This is a genomic window from Streptomyces sp. NPDC058697, from assembly GCF_042715345.1.
Taxonomy (GTDB): Bacteria; Actinomycetota; Actinomycetes; order Streptomycetales; family Streptomycetaceae; genus Streptomyces; species Streptomyces liliifuscus.
Genome location: NZ_JBHXSU010000032.1, coordinates 1 through 16,439, shown reverse-complemented (window position 1 = coordinate 16,439; position 16,439 = coordinate 1). Strand labels below are relative to the sequence as shown.

The 16,439-nt window shown below is 70.8% G+C and carries 15 protein-coding genes; 11 read left to right on the top strand and 4 right to left on the bottom strand.

Features of this window, described 5'->3' with window-relative positions; translation table 11 throughout:
• Positions 1-23: 23 nt before the first annotated feature.
• On the bottom strand, positions 24-1,256 hold the full coding sequence (locus ACFWXQ_RS41635) for a glycosyltransferase 87 family protein (RefSeq protein ID WP_383952123.1): 1,233 nt from the start codon (positions 1,254-1,256) through the stop codon (positions 24-26).
• A 139-nt stretch (positions 1,257-1,395) separates the two neighbouring features.
• Here ACFWXQ_RS41635 and ACFWXQ_RS41630 point away from each other — a divergent pair, with 139 nt between their 5' ends.
• Entirely contained in the window at positions 1,396-2,538 is a 1,143-nt protein-coding gene (locus ACFWXQ_RS41630; RefSeq protein WP_383952121.1) for a glycosyltransferase family 4 protein, read from the top strand.
• 221 nt (positions 2,539-2,759) lie between these two features.
• Here the strand turns inward: ACFWXQ_RS41630 and ACFWXQ_RS41625 are convergent, their stop codons facing one another.
• Entirely contained in the window at positions 2,760-4,556 is a 1,797-nt protein-coding gene (locus tag ACFWXQ_RS41625; RefSeq protein ID WP_383955693.1) for an AMP-dependent synthetase/ligase, read from the bottom strand.
• Positions 4,557-4,866: 310 nt separating this feature from the next.
• Between ACFWXQ_RS41625 and ACFWXQ_RS41620 the strand changes: the two genes are divergently transcribed.
• From ACFWXQ_RS41620 to ACFWXQ_RS41595, 6 genes are all read left to right on the top strand, one after another.
• Positions 4,867-5,691 carry a metallophosphoesterase gene (locus tag ACFWXQ_RS41620; RefSeq protein WP_383955690.1) on the top strand — a complete coding sequence of 275 codons (825 nt, stop codon included), beginning with the start codon at positions 4,867-4,869 and terminating at the stop codon, positions 5,689-5,691.
• 138 nt (positions 5,692-5,829) lie between these two features.
• On the top strand, positions 5,830-6,273 hold the full coding sequence (locus tag ACFWXQ_RS41615; protein ID WP_055618724.1) for an SRPBCC family protein: 444 nt from the start codon (positions 5,830-5,832) through the stop codon (positions 6,271-6,273).
• Positions 6,274-6,650: 377 nt separating this feature from the next.
• The gene (locus ACFWXQ_RS41610; protein WP_383955687.1) at positions 6,651-7,832 is read left to right on the top strand and encodes an ArsA family ATPase; all 1,182 of its coding nucleotides are present in this window, start codon (positions 6,651-6,653) and stop codon (positions 7,830-7,832) included.
• A gap of 92 nt (positions 7,833-7,924) precedes the next feature.
• Positions 7,925-8,404: a DUF5304 domain-containing protein gene (locus ACFWXQ_RS41605; RefSeq protein ID WP_383955684.1), complete on the top strand. Its 480-nt coding sequence runs from the start codon at positions 7,925-7,927 to the stop codon at positions 8,402-8,404.
• 53 nt (positions 8,405-8,457) lie between these two features.
• Positions 8,458-9,411 (top strand): ROK family glucokinase, encoded by a 954-nt coding sequence (locus tag ACFWXQ_RS41600; protein WP_359942809.1) that lies wholly within the window; start codon positions 8,458-8,460, stop codon positions 9,409-9,411.
• A gap of 235 nt (positions 9,412-9,646) precedes the next feature.
• On the top strand, positions 9,647-10,420 hold the full coding sequence (locus tag ACFWXQ_RS41595) for an endonuclease/exonuclease/phosphatase family protein (RefSeq protein WP_383955810.1): 774 nt from the start codon (positions 9,647-9,649) through the stop codon (positions 10,418-10,420).
• A gap of 105 nt (positions 10,421-10,525) precedes the next feature.
• Here the strand turns inward: ACFWXQ_RS41595 and ACFWXQ_RS41590 are convergent, their stop codons facing one another.
• Positions 10,526-11,197 (bottom strand): hypothetical protein, encoded by a 672-nt coding sequence (locus ACFWXQ_RS41590; protein ID WP_383955813.1) that lies wholly within the window; start codon positions 11,195-11,197, stop codon positions 10,526-10,528.
• Positions 11,190-11,999, bottom strand: a complete 810-nt coding sequence (locus tag ACFWXQ_RS41585; protein WP_383955816.1) for an alpha/beta hydrolase — start codon at positions 11,997-11,999, stop codon at positions 11,190-11,192. The genes ACFWXQ_RS41590 and ACFWXQ_RS41585 overlap by 8 nt, the downstream gene beginning before the upstream one ends.
• 320 nt (positions 12,000-12,319) lie before the next feature.
• On the opposite strand from ACFWXQ_RS41585, the gene ACFWXQ_RS41580 reads away from it, so the two are divergent.
• The 4 genes from ACFWXQ_RS41580 to ACFWXQ_RS41565 all read left to right on the top strand — a co-directional run bounded on the left by ACFWXQ_RS41580 (position 12,320) and on the right by ACFWXQ_RS41565 (position 16,331).
• The gene (locus tag ACFWXQ_RS41580) at positions 12,320-13,120 is read left to right on the top strand and encodes a 1-acyl-sn-glycerol-3-phosphate acyltransferase (protein WP_383955819.1); all 801 of its coding nucleotides are present in this window, start codon (positions 12,320-12,322) and stop codon (positions 13,118-13,120) included.
• Between the two features lie 33 nt (positions 13,121-13,153).
• On the top strand, positions 13,154-14,404 hold the full coding sequence (gene macS, locus ACFWXQ_RS41575) for a MacS family sensor histidine kinase (protein ID WP_383955822.1): 1,251 nt from the start codon (positions 13,154-13,156) through the stop codon (positions 14,402-14,404).
• 76 nt (positions 14,405-14,480) lie between these two features.
• Positions 14,481-15,158, top strand: a complete 678-nt coding sequence (locus ACFWXQ_RS41570) for a response regulator (RefSeq protein WP_383955825.1) — start codon at positions 14,481-14,483, stop codon at positions 15,156-15,158.
• A 144-nt stretch (positions 15,159-15,302) separates the two neighbouring features.
• Positions 15,303-16,331 carry a 6-phosphofructokinase gene (locus ACFWXQ_RS41565; protein WP_200398799.1) on the top strand — a complete coding sequence of 343 codons (1,029 nt, stop codon included), beginning with the start codon at positions 15,303-15,305 and terminating at the stop codon, positions 16,329-16,331.
• Positions 16,332-16,439: the final 108 nt, after the last annotated feature.

Genomic DNA, 16,439 nt, shown 5'->3' with positions numbered 1-16,439 from the left:
CAGAGCCGCTCCAGTAGAGCCGCTCAGGAGTTCAGCGGCTCCTCCGTGCGGGCCGTCCGAGCGGGCAGCTCGGCCGGGGTCGCGTACGACACCGTGTCGCGCCAGAGAAGGGTGGCGGCGGTTACGGACGCGGCGACCAGCAGGCCGTTGCGGATGACGAGCAGCGTGATGCCGAGGCCGTCGCTGCCGACGACGTTCGCGAAATAGACGGGGAACTCCAGGACGGTGAAGAAGCACGCCGTCAGGACCATCCCGGCCGGCAGCCCCATCCGGCTGCCGCGGAAGACCAGGCACACGGCGGCCAGACCGACCAGCCATACCATGTACTGCGGGCTGATCACCCGGCTGGTCGTCGTGAACAGGAGCACCGCCACGAAGGCGGCGTCCGCGAGCGTGTGCGCCAGGAAGCGCGTCGCCAGCAGCCGCCACATCAGCAGCCAGCCGAACGCGAGCCCCGTCAGCAGCAGGGCCGCCGTGCTCACCAGGTCCACGTACGGCCCGAGGAACTCCACCGAGCCGTAGTTGAGCAGGACCTGGCCCTCCCAGCCGTGGTGCCGGGCGATGTGGAAGACCAGGGAGCCCAGGGACTCGACCTCGGTCCCGCGGTCGCGCTGGAAGGTCATGAACGCGAACGCGCCGGGCATCGACACCGCGAACAGCAGTGCCAGCCCCGCGGCCGTCGCCGCCGCCGAGGCCCACGCCTTCCGCTTCGGCGTGCCCACGAGCAGCAGCGCCGGCCACACCTTCAGCATCGCGCCGAACGCGACGAGCACGCCCATCACGCGCGGATGCCGGGCGCCCACGAGGATCGCGGCCACGACGACCGCCGTCACCATCACGTCGTACCGCGAATACACCGTCGGCCCGAGCAGCGGCACGCCCACCACCCACGCCCAGGCGCCGCGCGGCGACTTGCCCGGACGCCGGCCCGCGTACAGGAGCAGGCCGAAGGCGACCAGGTCGGCGAGGAAGGCGAGGACGAAGAACGCCGAGGTGTACTCCAGGAACGGCAGCAGCGCGGGGGAGAGGATCGCGAGGGCCGCGGCCGGCGGGTACTGCCAGGTCACGTCGTCCAGCGGGAACGTGCCGGTGCGCAGGACCTCGTACCAGCCCTGGTAGATCACCGAGACGTCGCTGGTGACATCGGGGCCGGGGAAGATCCACACCTTGAAGACGAAGAGCAGCAGCATCAGCCTGGTCAGGCCCCAGGTCCCCACCAGCGGATACGGGAACCCCGCCCCCCTCGCTCCCGTCATGCCCACCTGTCCTCTTCGGTACGGATCCTGTGTGCGGCCATGATTCCCCGCGCGCCTGTGCGAGAGCCATGAAGCGCGGCCGTGCGGAGCTGCCGGGTGCGGGTTCGGTACGTCCGTGCTTTCGGTACTGTCGACGGCGATGCACAAGACCCTGATCGTGACCAACGACTTTCCGCCGAGACCGGGCGGCATCCAGGCCTTCCTGCACAACATGGCGCTGCGCCTGGACCCCGAGCGGCTCGTCGTCTACGCCTCCACGTGGAAGCGGGGCCGGGAGGGAGCCGAGGCGACGGCCGCCTTCGACACCGAACAGCCCTTCGCCATCGTACGCGACCGAACAACCATGCTGCTGCCCACTCCGAGGGTCTCCCAGCGGGCCGTGGGGCTGCTCCGCGAGCACGGCTGTACGTCGGTGTGGTTCGGTGCCGCGGCACCGCTCGGGCTGCTGGCGCCCGCGCTGAGGAAGGCCGGCGCGGAGCGCCTCGTGGCCACGACGCACGGTCATGAGGCGGGGTGGGCGCAACTGCCCGGCTCGCGCGGGCTGCTGCGCAGGATCGGCGAGTCGACGGACACGATCACGTATCTCGGTGAGTACACGCGCTCGCGGATCGCCGCCGCGCTGACGCCCGAGGCGGCCGCGCGGATGGCCCAACTGCCGCCGGGCGTCGACGAGAAGACCTTCCACCCCGGTTCGGGCGGCGACGCAGTCCGGGCCCGGCTCGGCCTGACCGACCGCCCGGTCGTGGTCTGCGTCTCCCGGCTGGTCCCGCGCAAGGGCCAGGACACGCTCATCCTCGCGATGCCGCGGATCCTGGCGCGTGAGCCCGAGGCGGTGCTGCTGATCGTGGGCGGCGGGCCGTACGAGAAGGACTTGCGCAGGCTCGCGCACGAGACCGGTGTCGCCGACTCGGTCCGCTTCACCGGGGCCGTCCCCTGGTCCGAACTCCCCGCCCACTACGGCGCCGGTGACGTCTTCGCCATGCCGTGCCGCACCCGCCGCGGGGGCCTCGACGTCGAGGGGCTCGGCATCGTCTACCTGGAGGCCTCCGCGACCGGGCTTCCCGTGGTCGCGGGCGACTCCGGCGGGGCGCCTGATGCCGTCCTCGACGGCGAGACCGGCTGGGTCGTCCGGGGCGGCTCCCCGGAGGACGCGGCCGATCGCATCGTCGCGCTGCTGGGCGATCCGGAGCTGCGGTGCCGGATGGGGGAGCGGGGGCGGGAGTGGGTCGAGGAGAGGTGGCGCTGGGATCTGCTGGCGGAGAGGCTGAAGGAGCTGCTGTAGGGGTTCTGTACGGCTGCTTCTTGGAGCTCGGCGGGGAGGGTTGCCGGGCGGGTGCGGGTGCGGGTGCGTCGTGGCTGATCGCGCAGTTCCCCGCGCCCCTGAAAAGACGGCAGGTGCAGCCCCAGCCCCTTTAGGGGCGCGGGGAACTGCGCGATCAGCCCCCACCGGGCCGCAGCCATCACAACCACCGGACCCGCGCCACAAGAACGATCCAGTGAGGCTCAGCCTCGATAGATGGCCTCGATCTCGTCCGCGTAGTCCTTCGCCACCACATTGCGCTTGAGCTTGAGGGACGGCGTGAGATGGCCGGAGTCCTCGGTGAACTGGGAGGCGAGAACGCGGAACTTCCGCACAGACTCCGCCTTCGACACCGCGGCGTTGCCGTCGTCGACCGCGCTCTGGATCGCCGCGAGCAAATCCGGATCCTGTCCGAGCGACGCCGCGGTGGAACCCGCCGGCTTGCCGTGCTCGTCGGCCCAGCGGCCCAGGAACTCGTCGTCGACGGTGATCAGCGCGCCCACGAACGGACGCCCGTCGCCGACGACCATGCACTCCGCGACCAGCGCGTGCGCGCGGATGCGGTCCTCGATCACGGCCGGGGCGACGTTCTTGCCGCCCGCGGTGACGATGATCTCCTTCTTGCGGCCGGTGATCCGCAGATAGCCGTCCTCGTCGAGCGTGCCGATGTCACCGGTGTGGAACCAGCCGTCGGCGAGCGCCTCGGCGGTCGCGGCCTCGTTGTTCCAGTACCCCTTGAACAGGTGCTCGCCGTGCAGCAGCACCTCGCCGTCGTCCGCGATGCGGATCACGGAGCCCGGCAGCGGCTGGCCGACCGTACCGATCTTCTGCCGGTCCCACGGGTTGAAGGCGGTGGCCGCGCAGGACTCGGTGAGGCCGTAGCCCTCCAGGACCGTGAAGCCGATACCGCGGAAGAAGTGGCCGAGCCGCTCGCCCAGCGGGGCGCCGCCGGAGATCGCGTACTCGCCCTTGCCGCCGAGCACCGCGCGCAGCTTGCTGTAGACGAGTGCGTCGAACGTCTTGTGTTTGATCCGCAGGCCGATCGACGGGCCCGACGGGGTGTCCAGCGCGCGGCTGTACGCGATCGCCGTGTCCGCCGCCTTGTCGAAGATCTTGCCCTTGCCGTCGGCCTGCGCCTTGGCCCGCGCCGAGTTGTAGACCTTCTCGAAGACGCGCGGCACACCAAGGATCAACGTCGGCCGGAACGAGGCCAGTTCGTCGGTGAGGTTCTTGATGTCCGGGACCATGCCCAGCTTGATCGGCGCCATCATCGGCGCTACCTGCACGAGCCGCCCGAAGACGTGCGCGAGCGGCAGGAAGAGCAGAACCGAACACTCACCCGTACGGAACAGGGGGCGCAGCCGCTCCACGATGTTGCCGCACTCGGCGAAGAAGCTGCGGTGGGTCAGCACACAGCCCTTGGGGCGCCCGGTCGTGCCGCTGGTGTAGACGATGGTCGCCGGGTCGTCGGCCTTGGCGAGCGAGCTGCGCTCCTCGACGGCGGCGTCCGTGACGTCCTTGCCGGCCCGGCCCAGCTCCTCGACACCGCCGCCCTCGATCTGCCAGATGTGCTTGAGGTGGGGCAGCCCGTCACGCACCGACTCCACGGCGGCCGCGTGCGCGTCCAGCTCCACGACGACGGCCGTCGCGCCCGAGTCGCCGAGGATCCACTGCACCTGCTCCGCCGAGCTGGTCTCGTACACCGGCACGGTGACCGCGCCCGCGCTCCAGATCGCGAAGTCGAGGAGCGTCCACTCGTAGCGCGTACGGGACATGAGGCCGACCCGGTCGCCCGGCGCCACGCCCGAGGCGATCAGGCCCTTGGCGGCGGCCTGCACCTCGGCGAGGAAGGTCGTGGCCGAGACATCCGTCCAAGTGCCGCCGACCTTACGGGCGATGACCGCCACGTCCGGATGCTGCGCGGCGTTTCTGCGGACGATGTCGGTCAGATTGCCGTCCGCGGGGACCTCGTACAAAGCCGGAAGGCTGAACTCGCGCAAGACTGCTGCTCCTCATAGGGCGCCGACGCCACGACTTCGTGTGATGCGACGGAGCGGTCCAAGGCTCGGGCGTGTGCTCTGGGACTCAGGTGGTTGAAACCCTGAGCACGACTGGACTGCCCGGACGTTACCCGCCGGTACTGCCTCTAGGACAGGGGGGTCGGGTGAGATGTTCCCCGCGTCACACGCGTTGGTGTTCCTCTTGAGTGTTTCTCCGCGCAGAGTAGTCCACCACGTTACTGACCGGGAGGTAACCGCAGGTCCGCCCGCGTCTACACACGTTTGCTCCACAGGCTTACCCTTGATCGCCATGGCAGGCACACAAGGCGGCGACGCCGACGACATCGGCGGCCCGGGCGGCGAGGCCCGAAAGACACGCGTCCACGTGGTGAGCGACGTGCACGGAAACGTCCGTGACCTGGTCGGGGCGGGTGACGGCGCGGACGCCCTGATCTGTCTCGGCGACCTCGTGCTCTTCATCGACTACGCCGACCACTCCCGCGGCATCTTCCCCGACCTGTTCGGCACCGAGAACACGGACCGCATCGTCGAGCTGCGCACCGCCCGCCACTACGAGGAGGCCCGGGCCTTCGGTGCGCGGCTGTGGGCGGGCGTCGACCGCGGACCCGCCATCGAGAAGGCCGTACGCAAGCAGTACGCCGAACTGTTCGCGGCGTTCCCCACCCCGACGTACGCCACTTACGGCAACGTCGACGTGCCGTCCCTGTGGTCGGAGTACGCCGGGCCCGGCACCACCGTGCTCGACGGCGAGCGGGTCGAGATCGGCGGCCGCGTCTTCGGCTTCGTCGGCGGGGGCCTGCGTACGCCCATGCGGACGCCGTACGAGATCAGCGACGAGGAGTACGCGGCGAAGATCGAGGCCGTCGGAGAGGTCGACGTCCTGTGCACGCACATTCCGCCGGAGGTGCCCGAGCTCGTCTACGACACGGTGGCGCGGCGCTTCGAGCGGGGGAGCCGGGCACTGCTCGACGCGATCCGGCGCACCCGGCCGCGTTACTCGCTCTTCGGCCACGTCCACCAACCACTGGCCCGGCGGATGCGCGTCGGCGCCACGGAGTGCGTGAACGTGGGTCACTTCGCCGGAACGGGGAAGCCGTGGGTGCTGGAGTGGTGAGGGCCACCGGCGGGCGCAGGGCCGGGGGCGGCGGGCCGTCCGCCGCGCGGTAGCCTTCACGCTGCATACACAGGTAGGAAGCGTTCGTACCCCGACGAACACCCCTATGTCCGGACCGCATCTGGAGGAGCCACGGCGATGGCGGAACACACCAGCTCGAGCATCACGATCGAGGCGGCACCGGCCGATGTCATGGCGGTGATCGCCGACTTCGCCCGCTATCCGGACTGGACCGGCGAGGTGAAGGAGGCGGAGGTGCTCGCCACGGACGAGAAGGGCCGCGCGGAGCAGGTGCGCCTCGTCATGGACGCCGGCGCGATCAAGGACGACCAGACCCTCGGCTACACCTGGACCGGCGACCACGAGGTCTCCTGGACCCTGGTCAAGTCCCAGATGCTCCGCTCCCTCGACGGCTCCTACATCCTCAAGCCCGCGGGCACCGGTGCCACCCAGGTCACCTACCAGCTCACCGTCGACGTCAAGATCCCCATGCTCGGCATGATCAAGCGCAAGGCGGAAAAGGTCATCATCGACCGCGCGCTGGCGGGCTTGAAGAAGCGGGTGGAGTCGGGCGAGAAGTAGTCGCGAGGCTCCGCGCTGGACTCCGTCGGGTGTTGTTTGGTCGGGTGCGGGTGAGTGGGGGCTGGTCGCGCAGTTCCCCGCGCCCCTGAAAGACGGGGCTGCGTCCCTGCCTTTCAGCCCGCCCGGTGTGTTTCAGCCTGTCCGGCGTTTGAGGACGAGGCCGTTGAGGCCGACTTCCCACCCACCCACGGTCAACCCACCCACCCCGCCAGCCCCGCACCACCCAGACCGTCCGGCGTTTGAGGACGAGCGTGTTCAGCGCGATACCGGGGGTCTGGGGGCGGAGCCCCCGGTAAGGGACGGGAATGGGTAGGGGCGGTGGGGGCGGAGCCCTCTCTGCTCAGCCCGCCGGTCAGGCACCGGTAGCGTTGACCTACATGCGCACCATCCTGATCACCGGCCCCGGCGGCTCCGGCCGCACCACCGTCGCCGCGGCCACCGCCCTGGAGGCCGCCCGCCAGGGCACCCGCACCCTGGTGCTCACAGCCGACCGCACCGACACCCTCGGCGCCATCCTCGGCACCCCCACCGGCGCCACCCCCACCGAGGCCGCCCCCCACCTCACCACGTGGCGTCCGGACGCCACCGAGGCCTTCCGCACGGACCTCCTCGCGTTCCAGGACCGCGCCACCACGGCCCTCGACCTCCTGGGCGCAGCCCGTCTGGACGGCGAGGAACTCACCCCCCTCCCCGGTGCCGAGGAACTCGCCCTGCTCCGCGCCCTGCGCGACGCGGCCACGGCGGACACGTACGACCTCCTGGTCGTCGACCTCCCGCCCACCCCCCAGGCGCTCGCCCTCCTCGCCCTCCCCGAACAGCTGCGCCGCTACCTCCGCCGCCTGCTCCCCGCGGAGCGCCAGGCCGCCCGCGCGCTGCGCCCCGTACTCGGCCGTCTCGCCGGCGTCCCGATGCCCTCGGAGTGGCTGTACGAGACGGCGGCCCGCTGGGACGTCGAGCTGGCCGCCGTCCAGCTGGCCGTCGAGGACGCGGCCACGACCGTACGGCTGGTCGCCGAACCGGGCCCGGCCGGCACCGACGCCGTGCGCGCCGCCGCCACCGGCCTCGCCCTGCGCGGCCTGCGCACCGACGCCCTGGTCGCGAACCGCGTCCTGCCCGACGCGTCCCCCGACACCTGGCTCGCCGCCCTCGCCGTACAGCAGCGCAAGGTGCTCGACGAGTGGCGTGACGAGTGGGGGCGGACGTTCGACGTACGCGAGATCCCCCACCTCGGCCGGGACCCGCGCGGCACCGAGGACCTCGCCGCGCTGCCCGTGCCCGCGCCGGGCGAGGCCCCGGGACCGGTCGAGTGGCCCGTCGCCGACCGCCTCGCCGAGGACGGCGTGCTCGTCTGGCACATCCCCCTCCCCGGTGCGATACGGGAGGAGCTGGACCTCGTACGCCGTGGTGACGAACTCGTCGTCACGGCAGGGCAGTTCCGCCGGATCGTGCCCCTCCCGTCCGCCCTGCGCCGCTGCACCGTGGACGGCGCCTCCCTGCGCGACGGCGAACTGGCCGTCCGCTTCGCACCGGACCCGGACCTGTGGCCCCGGGGAAGGTGACCGAGTCCCGTTCTGTGGCCGCGCGCACGATGAACGGTGTACCCCCGTTCGGGTAACGTCGAGAGATACAGATCCCACGCTTGGAGTCCGCCATGAGCGATGAGCGCCCCACGTCCGACGCCGACACCGCCAAGGACGCGTTCGACGAGGTGCGCGCGACCGACGCCGATGCCTGGGCGAAGGCGTGCGCCGAGGACCTCGCCGCGGAGAAGGCCCGCCGCCGCACCCAGTACGGCCAGCCGCCCGGCTCGGCCGCCGAGGAACTGCGCAAACTCGTCGACGCCGTCGCCGACAAGCTCTCCGGGCTGCAGTCGCCGCTGCTCGGCGCGGTCGCGGGCGGCGCCGCCCAGCAGATGGTCAACCAGGTCGTGCAGCAGGCCAAGGCCGCCGTCGAGCCCGTCATCGAGCGCAACCCCGACGTCTTCGACCACCTGGCCACCGCCGGCTCCGAACTGCTCGCCGCCTACCGCTCCGCGGTCGAGGCGCAGGAGCGGCGCTGGACCACCCGTGACACCGCCCAGGGCCCCCGTGACGAGGGCACCGGTCCCGGTGAACACATCGACCTCGACTGAAGCCGCTCGGGTACGGTTGGCCGTAGCGGGGCTCGACCGAAACTGAGGGATTCATGGGACTCACCATCGGCGTCGATATCGGCGGCACGAAGATCGCGGCCGGCGTGGTCGATGAGGAAGGCAACATCCTCTCGACCTTCAAGGTGCCGACTCCGACGACGCCGCAGGCCATCGTGGACGCGATCGCCGCGGCCGTAGAGGGCGCCCGGGCGGGGCACGAGATCGTCGGCGTGGGCATCGGTGCCGCCGGATACGTCAACCGCCAGCGCTCGACGGTCTACTTCGCGCCGAACATCGACTGGCGGCAGGAGCCCCTGAAGGACGAGGTGGAGGCCCGCGTGGGCCTGCCGGTCGTCGTCGAGAACGACGCGAACGCGGCGGCGTGGGGCGAGTACAAGTTCGGCGCGGGCAAAGGCCACCGCAACGTCATCTGCATCACGCTGGGCACCGGCCTCGGCGGCGGCATCATCATCGGCAACAAGCTGCGCCGCGGGCACTTCGGCGTGGCCGCCGAGTTCGGCCACATCCGGATGGTCCCCGACGGCCTGCTGTGCGGCTGCGGCTCCCAGGGCTGCTGGGAGCAGTACGCGTCCGGGCGGGCCCTCGTCAGGTACGCGAAGCAGCGGGCCAACGCGACCCCCGAGAACGCGGAGATCCTGCTGTCGCTCGGCGACGGCTCCCCCGACGGCATCGAGGGCAAGCACATCTCGATGGCCGCCCGCCAGGGTGACGCGGTGGCCGTGGACTCGTACCGCGAGCTGGCCCGCTGGGCCGGTGCCGGTCTTGCCGATCTGGCCTCGCTCTTCGACCCCTCCGCGTTCATCGTCGGCGGCGGTCTCTCGGACGAGGGCGAGTTGGTCCTCGACCCCATCCGCAAGTCGTACAAGCGCTGGCTCGTGGGTGGCAACTGGCGTCCGGTCGCCGATGTCATCGCCGCCCAACTGGGCAACGAGGCGGGGCTGGTGGGTGCGGCGGATCTGGCTCGGGAGCCCGATCCGATCATGTAGTGGCGCTTCGACCGCCCGCCTTTCCCTCCGGGGGGGGCGGGCGGTTCTGTTTGTGGGGGCGTGGGGTTGTGGGGTTGGCTGCGGGCCGGTGGGGGTTGGCCGCGCAGTTCCCCGCGCCCCTTAAAAGCCAGGGTTACCGCCCCGTCTCCAGGGGCGCGGGGAACTGCGCGACCAGCCCCCACCGGCCCGCGGTAAAACCACGACCCGACACCCCCCGCCCTATATCTTGATCACCATGCCGACCAGCCCTTCCGCCAGTCCGCTACCAGCGTCCCGTACGGAATCCGACGGCTCGGCCGTCATCCGGGTCCTCAGCTACAACATCCGCTCCATGCGAGACGACACCGCCGCACTCGCCCGGGTGATCACCGCCTGCGAGCCGGACCTCGTCCTGGTCCAGGAAGCCCCCCGCTTCTTCCGGTGGCGCAAGAAACTGGCCCGCCTGGCCGCCGCGTCCGGTCAGGTGATCCTCTCCGGCGGCGGTACGGCATCGGGCCCCGCCCTCCTCTGCTCCCTGCGGGCGACGGTCGAGCACACCGAGGACGTACTGCTCCCGCTCACCCCGGGACTGCACAGACGCGGCTTCGCCACCGCGGTCGTCCGCTTCGGCGGTGCCCGTCTCGGCGTACTGAGCTGCCACCTCTCCCTCCAGAAGGACGAGCGCCACGAGCAGGGCGGCATGCTCCTCGACCGCCTCGCAGCCCTGGACACCCCGCACGCCGTCGCGGGCGGCGACCTCAACGAACGACCGAACGGCCGCACCTTCAAGCGCCTCGCCACAGAGCTCCAGGACGGCTGGGCGGTGGCCCCGTGGGGCGCGGAGTACACCTCGACGCCCACCGACCCCCACCAGCGCATCGACGCGCTCTTCGCCACGGAGGGCGTGGAGGTACTGGGCTGCGGGGTACCGCTCGGCCACCCCGGCGTGACGGAGGCCGATCTGCGGGCCGCCACGGACCATCTGCCGGTCCTGGCGGCCCTCCGGGTGCCCGCCTCTCCCCGGCCATAGACAGGGCCCTGGAGCCATAGACAGGCCCCCGGCCATAGGCGAGGGCCCGCCCGGAGCGTCTCCGGACGGGCCCTCGTGCATGTACCGATACGGGCAGGGACAGGGTCAGACGACCGCGCCGCGCCCCGGGTCGTCCTCGTCCTCGTCGTCGCCGCGCATGCGGCCCACCAGCGTGGCGAAGCCGCCGAGGAAACCGCCGATGCCGATGGTGGCGAGCCACCAGGTCATGGTCCAGCCGAGCAGGACGGCGAGGAGCAGCAGGAGCGGGCCGCCGATCACGGCCAGCCAGGCGAACTTGGCCGTCGCGTCCGCGGCGGGCAGCGGGGGCGGCTCGGGCGGCACGAAGTGGCCCTCGTCGTCCTCGTCGAGGTCCTCCTCGGCCGGTTCGGGCATGGAGTAGTCACGCGGGCCGGAGACACCGGGCGCGAAGGCGACGGAGCTGCCGAGCGGTTTCTCGGCGGAGGGCTCGTCCTCCGCCGTCGGCTCCGTGGCCTCGGTGGCCTCGGTGGTGTCCGTCGCGTCCTTGGTGTCCTTGGACGCCTTGGTGCTTCTGGCGCTCTTCGTGTCGGTGTCGCCCGAGTCGTTCGTCTCGGGCTCCAGGAGCGCCAGGTCCTCGATCGACTTGAAGGGCTTGGCGCCGGGCGGGTCCGGCGGTTCGTCGCCGTACCCCGCGACGATCGCCTCCCACGCGGCGGCCTCGTCGAACGACGGGCCCTGTTCCTCACCGGACGGCGCGTCCTTCTCCTCGGGTTCGCGGTCCGCGTCGTGCTCAGCCACCAGTGGCCGTCCCTTCCTGCTGACCCGCCTGGCCCGCGCCGGTCTCCTTGCCGGCGCCGGGTGCGAGCCGGGAGACGAAGGCGAAGCTCTCCTCGAAGATCCGGTCCGCGTCGTGGTCCAACGTCGCGACGTGGTAGCTCTGTTCCAGGAGTATCTCCGCGACGTCGGTCGACGACACCCGGCTGAGGATGCGGGCCGAGTCGGCGGGCGGCACGACATGGTCCTGCGGGCTGTGCAGGAGCAGCATCGGCTGCGTCACCTGCGGGAGCTCGCCGTCGACCAGCCGGAAGAAGTTCCGCAACGAGTGCGCCGCGTGCAGGGGCACCCGGTCGTAGCCGACCTCGAAGCTGCCCTCCTTCGCGATGTCGCTGGTCAGCCCCTTCGTCGTACGGACGAGATGACGCAGTACCGGAAGGGCGTACGCCGACAGGCCGTGCACCTTGTTCGCCGGGTTGACGACCACGATGCCGCTGATCTCGTCGCCGTGCCTGGCGGCGAGCCGCAGGGTGAGCGCGCCGCCCATGGAGAGGCCGAAGACGAAGACCCGGGAGCAGCGCTCGCGCAGGGCGCGCAGCTCGCGGTCCACCTCCGCGTACCAGTCCTGCCAGCCGGTGAGCTGCATGTCCTCCCAGCGTGTGCCGTGCCCGGGCAGCAGCGGCAGCGCGACGGTCAGACCGCGCTCGGCGAGATACTCCGCCCAGGGGCGCAGCGACTGCGGAGAACCGGTGAACCCGTGGCAGAGAAGGACCCCGACCTCTCCGCCCTCGTGGCGGAACGGCTCGGCTCCAGGAAGGACCGGCACCTTCGGTCTCCTGTTCATTGAAGAGGGACGACTCATGGGACGACTCATGGAGGAAGGAAGCTCTTGGACGATGGAGGAAGGACGCTCTGGGAAGAAGGACGACTCATGAAGAGGGACGGCTGTTCATCGAGAACTGTTCATTCGGGAGAACGGTTCCCTGTTCATTCCGGGGCGACGCGACGACCACCCCGAAGCTTCGAGGCGTACTTCACCGTACGCGACCGCACTGACACCGACCAGGGCCGTCGGGCTCTTTGACAGTGCTCCGGGTTAAGGTCTGACCGACAGACACAGGAGGCACTCGCTTGATCTACGGCGCAATGAAGTTTTCCATCGGAGGGCCCCTGAAGCTCGCTTTCAGGCCCTGGGTGGAAGGCCTCGAGAACATTCCCGCCGAGGGCCCGGCCATCCTGGCGAGCAATCACCTGTCGTTCTCGGACTCGTTCTTCCTGCCTGCGGTCCTGGACCGCAAGGTGACGTTCATCGCGAAGGCCGAGTACTTCACGACCCCCGGCGTCAAGGGCCGGATGACGGCCGCCTTCTTCAAGGGCGTCGGTCAGCTGCCGGTGGACCGCTCCGGAGGGCGCGGCGCGGGCGAGGCGGCGATCAAGAGCGGCGTGGACGTCATCGAGCGCGGCGAGCTGTTCGGCATCTATCCCGAGGGCACGCGGTCGCCCGACGGCCGCCTCTACCGGGGCAAGCCCGGCGGCCTCGCGCGCGTGGCACTCGCCACCGGCGCTCCCGTCATCCCGGTCGCCATGATCGACACCGAGAAGATCCAGCCGCCGGGGAAGGTGATGCCCAAGCTGATGCGCCCGGGCATCCGCATCGGCAGGCCGCTGGACTTCAGCCGGTACAACGGCATGGAGCACGACCGCTTCGTCCTGCGCGCCGTGACCGACGAGGTCATGTACGAGATCATGAAGCTCTCCGGTCAGGAGTACGTCGACATCTACGCGACGGCCGCCAAACGGCAGATCGCGGACGAGGCGAAGGCGCAGAAACAGGCGCACAAGGAAGCCCAGAAGGAAGCCGAGCAAGCCCAGAAGGAAGCCGCACAGGCGGAGAAGCAGGCGGAGAAGCAGGCCGAGAAGGACGAGAACGAACGGTCCGACTCCTAGACGCGACCGTCGGGGGATGGGGTAGTGGGGGACATGGCCAAGCGCGAGAGAGTCATGAGGATGTCGGTCGAGCAGCCCCTGTGGCGTGCGCTGACCGGGTACCGGGTCCTGACGATGTTCTACGCGATCGGCCTCTTCGCCACCCACTACGGCAGCTTCGTCCGCCCAGAAGTGGCCATCGGCTACTACCTGGTGCTCATCGCGTGGACCTTCGCGACCCTGCCCAGGGTGGCCAACGCGGCCAGCTGCACCAAGCGCTTCCTCGCCGCCGACCTGACGATCGCCCTCACCGGCATCCTTCTCACACCGGTCGCGGACGCCCACGACCGGATCGTGGCCGGCGGCCCGACCCTCCCGTCGATATGGACCGCGGGTTCCGTGCTGGCGTTCGCGATCAAGGGCGGCTGGCGCTGGGCGGCCTTCGCGTCGGCGCTCGTCGGCGTCGCCAACGTCGTGCAGCGCGGCGCGCTCAGCCAGGACACCCTCCACAACGTGCTGCTCGTCTGGGTCGCCTCTATCGCCATCGGATACGTCGTCGAGGTGGCCCGTGCCTCCGAGCGCACCCTTGCCCGCGCCCTGGAGATCGAGGCCGCGACGCGCGAGCGGGAGCGGCTCGCCCGCGACATCCACGACGGCGTCCTCCAGGTGCTGGCCATGGTGCAGCGCCGCGGTGCCACGCTCGGCGGCGAGGCCGCGGAGCTGGGCCGCCTCGCGGGCGAACAGGAGGTCGCGCTGCGCACACTGGTCTCGGGCGGGCTCGTACCGGTCTCACGCGTGTCCGAGGACGAGGCCGAGGGCGCCCTGGTGCGCGCGGTGGACGAGCCGGACCCGGACGACGGCGGCCCCTGCGACCTGCGCTCGCTGCTCGCCCCGTACGCCACCGCGAAGGTGACCTTCTCCGCGCCGGGCACCCCGGTGCCGCTCGACCCGGCCGCCGCGAAGGAGCTGGCCGCCGCCGTCGGGGCCGCCCTGGACAACGTCCACCGGCACGTGGGCGCGGACGCCCGCGCGTGGATCCTGGTCGAGGACGAGCCGGACGAGGTGATCGTGACCGTACGCGACGACGGTCCCGGCATCCCCGAGGGCCGGCTCGCCCAGGCCGAGGGGGAGGGCCGCCTCGGCGTGGCCCTGTCGATCCGCGGACGGCTGCGCGAGATCGGCGGCACGGCCGAGCTGATCTCGGTGCCGGGCCAGGGCACCGAGGTCGAACTGAAGGTCCCGAAGACGGACGTGACGGATGTGAAGGACCCGAAGGGTCCACGGGGGAAGGCGGAACAGCGATGACAAGGGCGACGGGGCAGACGACGGGGAAACCGCCGAGGAGGACCACGGAGGCCATGGCGACGAAGGCAGGGCGGCGATGACTGACGGACAGGGCCCGATCAGGGTCATGGTGGTGGACGACCACCCCATGTGGCGCGACGCGGTCGCGCGCGACCTGGCCGAGTCCGGGTTCGACGTGGTCGCCACCGCGGGCGACGGCGAGCAGGCGGTGCGCCGTGCGCAGGCCGCCGCCCCCGATGTCCTCGTCCTCGACCTGAACCTGCCGGCCAAGCCCGGTGTGCAGGTCTGCAAGGAGCTGGTCGGAGCCAATCCCGCCCTGCGTGTCCTGGTCCTCTCCGCGAGCGGCGAGCACGCGGACGTCCTGGAGGCGGTCAAGTCGGGGGCCACCGGCTATCTGCTCAAGTCGGCGTCCACGGACGAGCTGATCGACGCGGTGCGCCGCACGGCCGTCGGTGACCCCGTCTTCACCCCCGGGCTCGCGGGCCTGGTCCTCGGCGAGTACCGCAGGCTCGCCTCCGACCCCGGGCCCGCCACGGGTGGCGACGAGCCCAAGGCCCCGCAGCTCACCGACCGTGAGACCGAGGTGCTCCGGCTGGTCGCCAAGGGCCTGAGCTACAAGCAGATCGCCGAGCGGCTGGTGATCTCCCACCGCACGGTCCAGAACCATGTGCAGAACACCCTGGGCAAGCTCCAGCTGCACAACCGTGTGGAGCTGGTGCGCTATGCCATAGAGCGGGGCCTCGACGACGCGTAAACCGTCCGCGTCCCACCAAAGAGTGAAGACGCATGATCAACCCCCGCACAATTCACCGGAATTGACCTTCCGCCCTCTGCTGAAGTGACCTGGATCACTATTAGCGTGAGTCCCATCAGCCAACCGCGGCGAAGGGACTTTTCCATGCGGGTCGGAGTACTGACCGGAGGCGGCGACTGCCCCGGGCTCAACGCCGTCATCCGGGGCATCGTCCGCAAGGGCGTGCAGGAGTACGGCTACGACTTCACCGGCTTCCGGGACGGCTGGCGAGGGCCCCTGGAGGGCGACGCCGTCCGGCTCGACATCCCCGCCGTGCGCGGCATCCTGCCCCGTGGCGGCACGATCATCGGCTCCTCGCGCACCAACCCCCTCAAGGTCGAGAACGGCATCCGCCGGATCAAGGAGAACCTCGCCAAGCTGGAGGTCGACGCGCTCATCGCGATCGGCGGCGAGGACACGCTGGGCGTCGCCGCCCGTCTCACCGACGAGTACGGCGTCCCGGTGGTCGGCGTCCCGAAGACCATCGACAACGACCTGTCGGCCACGGACTACACCTTCGGCTTCGACACCGCCGTCGGTATCGCGACCGAGGCGATCGACCGGCTGCACACCACCGCCGAGTCGCACATGCGGGTGCTCGTCTGCGAGGTCATGGGGCGGCACGCGGGCTGGATCGCGCTCCACTCCGGCCTCGCGGGCGGCGCGAACGTCATTCTCATCCCCGAGCAGCGGTTCGACGTCGACCAGGTCTGTGCGTGGGTGACCTCGCGCTTCAAGGCCTCGTACGCGCCGATCGTGGTCGTCGCGGAGGGGGCGATGCCGAAGGACGGCGACATGGTCCTCAAGGACGGGTCGCTGGACTCCTTCGGTCACGTCCGCCTCTCCGGGGTGGGGGAGTGGCTGTCCAAGGAGATCGAGCGCCGGACGGGCAAGGAGGCCCGCACGACGGTTCTCGGTCACGTCCAGCGTGGCGGGACCCCCAGCGCCTTCGACCGTTGGCTGGCCACGCGGTTCGGTCTGCATGCCATCGATGCCGTCCGCGACGGTGACTTCGGCAAGATGGTCGCCCTCCAGGGCACCGACATCGTCCGCGTCCCCATCGCCGAGGCCACGGCCCGCCTCAAGACGGTGGACCCCCGCCTCTACGAGGAGGTAGGAGTCTTCTTCGGCTGACCCAACCCTTTCTTCGCCCCCGCCGCCCCTACCCATTCCCGTCCCTGTCTCAGGGGCTTCGCCCCCGAACCCCCAAAAGATTGCGCAGTTCCCCGCGCCCCTTAAAGG